This window comes from Microbispora sp. H10836 (genome assembly GCF_012999525.1).
GTDB lineage: Bacteria > Actinomycetota > Actinomycetes > Streptosporangiales > Streptosporangiaceae > Microbispora.
This window is the reverse complement of sequence record NZ_JABBWU010000007.1, coordinates 333,531-339,616: the sequence shown is the minus strand read 5'-3', so window position 1 is coordinate 339,616 and position 6,086 is coordinate 333,531. Positions and strand designations below refer to the sequence as shown.

The window sequence follows — 6,086 nt, the reverse complement described above, 5'->3', positions numbered from 1 at the left end:
AGACCGACTCGCCGAGGGCCTCGTACATGACCTCGGCGTAGTCGGCGAAACGCTCGGCGGTGCCGCGGACCCGCCAGCCCCCGCGGTCCTCCAGCGCCTGTGGCAGGTCCCAGTGGTACAAAGTCACGTACGGCTCGATGCCGCCCTCGCGCAGGGCGTCCACGAGCCGGCGGTAGAAGTCCAGCCCGCGCCGGTTCACCGGCCCGCGGCCGTCGGGCAGCACCCGCGGCCAGGCAACGGAGAATCGGTAGGCCCCCGCCCCCAGGTCTTTCATGAGGCCGACATCCTCTTGCCAGCGGTGATAGTGGTCGCAGGCGAACTCACCCGACTCGCCCCGTGCCACCGCGCCGGGCACCCGGCAGAAGGTGTCCCAGATCGAGGGCCCCCTGCCGTCGGTGTCGACGGCCCCCTCGATCTGGTACGCCGCGGTGGCCGTGCCCCACACGAAGCCCGCGGGAAAGGTCCGCGGCATGGCGGGGCGTTCGTCGGTCGCCGTCATCCCTTGATCGCTCCTGACATGATTCCTCCAATGATCTGCCGGCCCAGGGCCGCGAAGACGGCCACGACGGGCACCGTCGCCAGCACCGTGCCGGTGAGCACGAGCGCGTAGTCAGTCGTGTAGCCGCTGGCCAGCGAGGAGAGCGCGACCTGCACGGTCGGGTTCTCCGGGGTGAGGACCACCAGCGGCCAGAAGAAGTCGTTCCATGCCTGCATGAACGTGAACAGCCCGAGCACGGCCGCGGCCGGCCGCGCCGCGGGCACCACCACGTGCCAGAACAGGCGCAAGGTGGAGCAGCCGTCGATCCGTCCGGCCTCCAGGAGTTCGTCCGGCACCGCGCTCGACAGGTACTGCGTCATGAAGAAGACGCCGAACGCCGTGACCAGGCCGGGCACGATCACCGCCTCCAGCCGGCCGGTCCAGCCGAGCTCCGCCATGAGGATGTAGAGCGGGATGATCCCGAGCTGGTGCGGCACGGTGGTGGTCGCGATGGCCACGACCAGCAGCGACGTCCGGCCCCGGAAGCGGAGCTTGGCGAAGGCGAACCCGGCCAGCGTGGAGAACAGCACGACCGAGACGGTGACCGAGCCGGAGACGATGAAGGAGTTGAGCATCGCCTTACCGAACGCGGTCGTGTCGAAGACCCGCGCGATGTTCTCGAACAGGTGCCCGCCGGGCGTCAGGACGGGAGGCACGCGGGCGATGGCGTCGTTGTCGTGCGACGCCACGATGAGCGACCAGTAGACGGGGAACAGGGAGCCGAGCAGGACGGCGACCAGCGCCGCATAGGTCCAGAACCCGGCCGAGCGGCGCCCGCCGCGGGAGCGGGCCGCCCGCGAGCGGGGCATGCGCGCCTGCCGGGGCGCCTCGGTGATGATCGTCGTCACGTCAGCTTCTCCTGATCCGGCGGGTGACCGAGTAGTTGACCAGAGCCATCACCACGATGATCAGGCACAGGGTCCATGCGATGGCCGAGGCGTAGCCGAACTTGTACAGGCTGAACCCCTGCTCGTAGAGGTAGAGGCCGACGGTCTGGAACTGCCGGTCCGAGCCTCCCGTCGGGTTGCCCGTGCCGGCTTGGAACAGCAGCGGCTCGGCGATGATCTGGAAGCCGCCGATGGTGGACACGACGGCGGTGAAGATGATCGTCGGCCGCAGCATCGGGATCGTGATCTTCCGGAACTGGGTGAACTGGCCGGCCCCGTCCAGCGTCGCGGCCTCGTACAGATGCTCGGGGATCGTCTGCATGGCGGCCAGGTAGATCAGCGCGTTGTAGCCGGTCCACCGCCAGATGACTATGAGCGAGATGGCGATGTGCGAGGACAGGGTGCCCGCCTGCCAGTCCACCGGGTCGAGCCCCACCAGATTGAGCGCCCAGTTGACCATGCCGAAGTCGCGGCCGAAGAGCTGGGCGAAGATGATCGTGACAGCGACGATGGACGTCACGTTGGGCAGCAGCACGCCCATCCGGAAGAAGGTGCGGGCACGCAGGCTGCGGTTGAGCATGTGCGCGATGAACAGGGCCGCGAGCAGCTGCGGCACGGTGGACAGCAGCCAGATGCTGACGGTGTTGAACAGCGCGTTCCAGAAGTAGTCGTCGGTCAGCAGTTCGGCGTAGTTCGCCAGCCCCACCCAGTGCCGGGTGGGCTCCAGCAGGTTCCAGTTCGTGAGCGAGACGTACGCGGTGTACAGCAGCGGGAACATGCCCACCGCGCCGAACAGCAGGAAGAACGGGGCGATGTAGAAGTACGGCGAGCCCTTGACGTCGAGCTGGTAGGCCCAGCGGCGCCGTGGCCCGGATCGTGCGAGGGTCATGGGTCCATCCCGGGGGAAGGGGTGACGGCGGGCCCTTACCTCCCGCCGTCACCCGGCTTGGCTGGGCGGCTACTGCTCGATGCGCTCGACGTCCTTGAGCATCTGCTCCCAGGCCTGCGGGCCGTCCTGCTTGCCCTCCTCCACTCGGTTGATCGCGTCGCGGATGGCGGTCTGGATGTCGCCGGCCCGCGGCCCTTGGTACTGCGGCTTCAGGTTCAGCGCGGCGGTGGTGAAGACCTGCCCGACCGGGGCGTCGTTGAAGAAGGCGTTCTTCAGGTTCTTGACCTCGGGCTTCTCGTACGTCGCCACGGTCGAAGGCAGGATGCCGTGCGCCTTGAACACCTCGATCTGCTGCTCGGGAGCCGTCAGCCAGGTGATCAGGTCCACCGCCTCCTTCACGTGCTTGCTCTGCGCCGGAACCGTCAGGTAGGAGCCGCCCCAGTTGCCGCCGCCGCCGGGGATGGCCGCGATGTCCCACTTGCCGGCGAATGCCTTGGCCTGGTCCTGGATCTTCGCGAGCATCCAGGCGGGGCAGGCGATGGTGGCGAACTGGCTCTTGGCGAAGCCGGTGTTCCACGCCGGGGAGCTGCCCACCAGCTTGGCCGACTCGCCGTCGGCTACGGCCTTGAGCACCTCGTCGTACGCCGAGCGGACCACCGGGTTGGTGGCGACGACCACGTGGTCGGAGGCGTCGTAGTAGCCGGTCTCGGCCTGCCCGATCATCGCGTTGAAGATCTGCGCGCCACCGTCGAAGAAGCTGGCGCCCTCCGGTTTGTTCGCGGTGTACTTCCTGCCGGCCTCGAAGTACGACGCCCAGTCCGGCCAGAGCTTGCTCACCTCGTCGCGCTCGGTGGGCAGGCCGGCCTTCTCGAACAGGTCGCGCCGGTAGCACATGGCCAGGCCGCCGACGTCCGTCCCGTATCCGATCTGGGCCCCGTTCTTGGCCACCGACGCCTGCCACTTCCACGGCAACCACCGGTCCTTGAGCCCGTCGGCGCCGTGCTTGCGCAGGTCGACGAAGCGCTCCGGCTGCGCCCTGAACTGGGCGATGAAGCCGGTGTCGATGCCCTCCACGTCCGCCGCGCCGCTGCCCGTCGCCAGATGGGCGGCCAGGTTGCGGTGGTGGTCGTTGTACGCCGACGTACGCTCGACGATCTTGATGTTCGGGTGGGCGGCCTCGTACTTGGCGTACAGGTCCTTGAACCCCATGTTTCCGAACAGGTTGAGGGTGAGGGTGACGGGGCCGTCGCCGGACGAGCCGGTCGAGCCGGTCGAGCCGCCGCAGCCGGCGGTGAACACGCCGACGGCGAGCACACCCACGAGCAAACGAAGTTTCGCAGCAGACACCGTGAACTCCTTGGCAGGGAGAAGGGGCGTGGCTGCGAGATGCGACGGTCGAGCCGCGGCAACGAAAAGCATCGACCGATACGCCCGCCATGAGACATAACAGCGGCACGCGATGTCAAATCACGAAAACGTAACGCCGATGAAATCACCAGCCACCTTGACAGACTTCCCATGATTGCGTAATTTCCTCGAAACCGGTTACATGAAACCGGTTGCAGCGAGATGCGACAGCGTTCGATCCGTGGCAACGATCAGAGAGCTGGCACGCCTGTGCGGCGTGTCCCCGGCAACCGTCTCCCGCGTTTTCAACAATCCGGAGGTAGTGAACGCGAAGACCAGGACGCAGGTTCTGCGGGCGGCGCGTCAGATCGGCTACCTGCCCAACGAGTCGGCCCGCACGCTGGCCACCAAGAAGTCCTTCATGGTCGGCCTCGTGTGGGACACCGACCACCGCCGCCCCGGCTGGCGGCACCCGTTCTTCCAGGAAATCCTCGTCGGCCTGAAGACCGCGCTCAGCGGGCGCGGATATCACCTCCTCATGCTCGCCACCAGCGGGGACACGAACGAAGAGCGGACCGACGACGCCTACGTACGCGCCGTGCGCAGGCACAACCTGGACGGCGTGGTGATGATCGACAGTGGCACGTGGGATCCCTCGCTGCGGCGGCTGGCCGAGTCGGGCGTCCCGTGCGTCAGCCTCGGCCGTCCCGTCGAGGGTCCCCGCGCCACGTATGTGACCTCGGACAACGTCGGCGGCGCCCGCCTGGCCGTACGGCACCTGCACGAGCGGGGGCGGCGGGCCATCGCCACGATCACCGGCCCGGCGCACACGCGGCCGGGCGCCGAGCGCCTGCGGGGCTACCAGGACGAGCTGGCCCGGCTGGGGCTGCCGCGCCGGCCCGAGTTCGTGGTCGAGGGCGACTTCTACCTGTCGGGCGGCCATGCCGCGATGCGCCGCCTGCTGGAGGCCGGCGACCGGCCCGACGCCGTGTTCGTCGCGGGCGACGAGATGGCCGTCGGCGCACTGGTCGCGATCGGCGAGGCCGGCCTGAAGGTGCCCGAGGACATCGCCCTGGTCGGGTTCGACGACATCGAGGTGGCCGCGCTCGTGCCACCGGGCCTGACGACCGTCGCCCAGGACAAGGACGGGTTCGGCACCGCCGCCGCGGAGGCCGTGGTCTCCATGATCAACGGCGCCGCCGTCCCGCCGCCCCGGATCCTGCCGGCCACGCTCGTCGTGCGCGGCTCCAGCACGCCCCTGCTGTCACACTCCCGGCCCGCCCGCGGGCCGGGACGCGCATCCCGGCCGCCCTCAGTGTCGCCGCCTACGCGGTAACCTGCTCCCCGGCCCCGCTCTCGGGCCTGGCGAAAGCCAACAAGAAGGGCCGCTCCGTGCCCTCGCCCTCCACCACGAACCCGGCCCGGCTGTCGCTGAGCCCCGCCACATCGGGTCAGCGGGCGGCGCCGGGGACGCGGAGCCGGTCGACGGCCTCGCGGCGGCGCCGCTCAGGCCGCCGGTCGTACCGCGCGGTGGTGGCGGGGGAGGCGTGGCCCACCAAGGCCTGGGTGGTGGCGAGGTCGACCCCGGCGTCGAGCAGTTCGCCGATGAACGTACGCCGGAAGTCGTGCGGCGTGCGGGGGGACGCCCCGGCGGCGGCCAGGCGGCGGGAGACGATGTCGGCGATGGCCTGGCCGGTCATGTGGGCCGGCCGCAGCCGCCCGCCCTTGTTGACGGGGCAGAACAGAGGGCCCGTCGCCCGGCCGCGTACGGCGAGCCAGAGGTCGAGACGTTCGACGGCCTCCGCGGTCAGGTAGACGAGTCGTTCCTTGTCGCCCTTGCCGCGCACCCGCAGGGAGCGGGCGTGGGGATCGAAGTCGGCCAGGGTGAGCCCGGCGATCTCGGCCCGGCGGCAGCCGGTGGAGTAGAGCGCCGCGAGCATCGCGCCGTCGCGACGGCCGGCGGGGGAGTGGTCGCCGTCGCACACCTCGAGCGCCGCCGCCAGTGCCTCGGCCTCGACGTGCCGTCCCGCCGGGACGCGGGTGTGCTTGTAGGCGGGCAGGTCGGCGGCGCGCTGGTAGTCCTCGCCGCTCATCAGGCCGAGCCGCCACGCCTCCTTGAGCACGCGGCGGAGAGCGACCAGGTGCTTGTTGACGTGGGCGGGCGACCAGCCCTGCTCCCGCATGAGCGTGCGCAGCCGGATCGTGTGCTCGTAGCGGAGGAGTTCCCAGGGTTGCCCGGCGCCGGTCGCCTCAGGGTCGCCGGTGATGAGGCGGGCGATGCGGTCGAGGCAGCCCTTCATCGTGCGCTTGGACTCGGGGCTCTGGAGCGCGTCGAGATACACCTGGTAGGGGTCGCGCTCGGGCCGTGCGGGGGTGTCCCGCTCGGGGACGGCGGGGGTGTTCATCACTGTGATCCTACTATGAA

General features: G+C 69.8%; 6 protein-coding genes. 1 reads left to right on the top strand and 5 read right to left on the bottom strand.

All coding sequences use genetic code 11. The features are described 5' to 3' along the window. From HHX30_RS16330 to HHX30_RS16315, 4 genes are all read right to left on the bottom strand, one after another. The coding region (locus tag HHX30_RS16330) for a family 1 glycosylhydrolase (RefSeq protein ID WP_169982781.1) at positions 1 to 499 on the bottom strand (499 nt) is incomplete at its 3' end. Then, a complete protein-coding gene (locus HHX30_RS16325; protein WP_169982819.1) occupies positions 496 to 1,347 on the bottom strand; it encodes a carbohydrate ABC transporter permease in 852 nt (283 codons plus the stop codon). The genes HHX30_RS16325 and HHX30_RS16330, both read right to left, overlap by 4 nt. 40 nt (positions 1,348 to 1,387) lie before the next feature. Further along, positions 1,388 to 2,314: a carbohydrate ABC transporter permease gene (locus HHX30_RS16320; protein ID WP_169982780.1), complete on the bottom strand. Its 927-nt coding sequence runs from the start codon at positions 2,312 to 2,314 to the stop codon at positions 1,388 to 1,390. 69 nt (positions 2,315 to 2,383) lie between these two features. Continuing rightward, positions 2,384 to 3,661: an ABC transporter substrate-binding protein gene (locus tag HHX30_RS16315; protein ID WP_311922475.1), complete on the bottom strand. Its 1,278-nt coding sequence runs from the start codon at positions 3,659 to 3,661 to the stop codon at positions 2,384 to 2,386. A gap of 241 nt (positions 3,662 to 3,902) precedes the next feature. On the opposite strand from HHX30_RS16315, the gene HHX30_RS16310 reads away from it, so the two are divergent. After that, positions 3,903 to 4,997 carry a LacI family DNA-binding transcriptional regulator gene (locus HHX30_RS16310; RefSeq protein WP_211592070.1) on the top strand — a complete coding sequence of 365 codons (1,095 nt, stop codon included), beginning with the start codon at positions 3,903 to 3,905 and terminating at the stop codon, positions 4,995 to 4,997. 115 nt (positions 4,998 to 5,112) lie between these two features. Here the strand turns inward: HHX30_RS16310 and HHX30_RS16305 are convergent, their stop codons facing one another. After that, positions 5,113 to 6,066 carry a tyrosine-type recombinase/integrase gene (locus HHX30_RS16305; RefSeq protein WP_169982777.1) on the bottom strand — a complete coding sequence of 318 codons (954 nt, stop codon included), beginning with the start codon at positions 6,064 to 6,066 and terminating at the stop codon, positions 5,113 to 5,115. Between the last annotated feature and the right edge of the window lie 20 nt (positions 6,067 to 6,086).

Coding starts and splice junctions, on each gene's coding strand:
- HHX30_RS16305 (WP_169982777.1), bottom strand. CDS start 6,066: ATGAACACCCCCGCCGTCCCCGAGCGGGACACCCCCGCACGGCCCGAG.
- HHX30_RS16325 (WP_169982819.1), bottom strand. CDS start 1,347: ATGCCCCGCTCGCGGGCGGCCCGCTCCCGCGGCGGGCGCCGCTCGGCC.
- HHX30_RS16320 (WP_169982780.1), bottom strand. CDS start 2,314: ATGACCCTCGCACGATCCGGGCCACGGCGCCGCTGGGCCTACCAGCTC.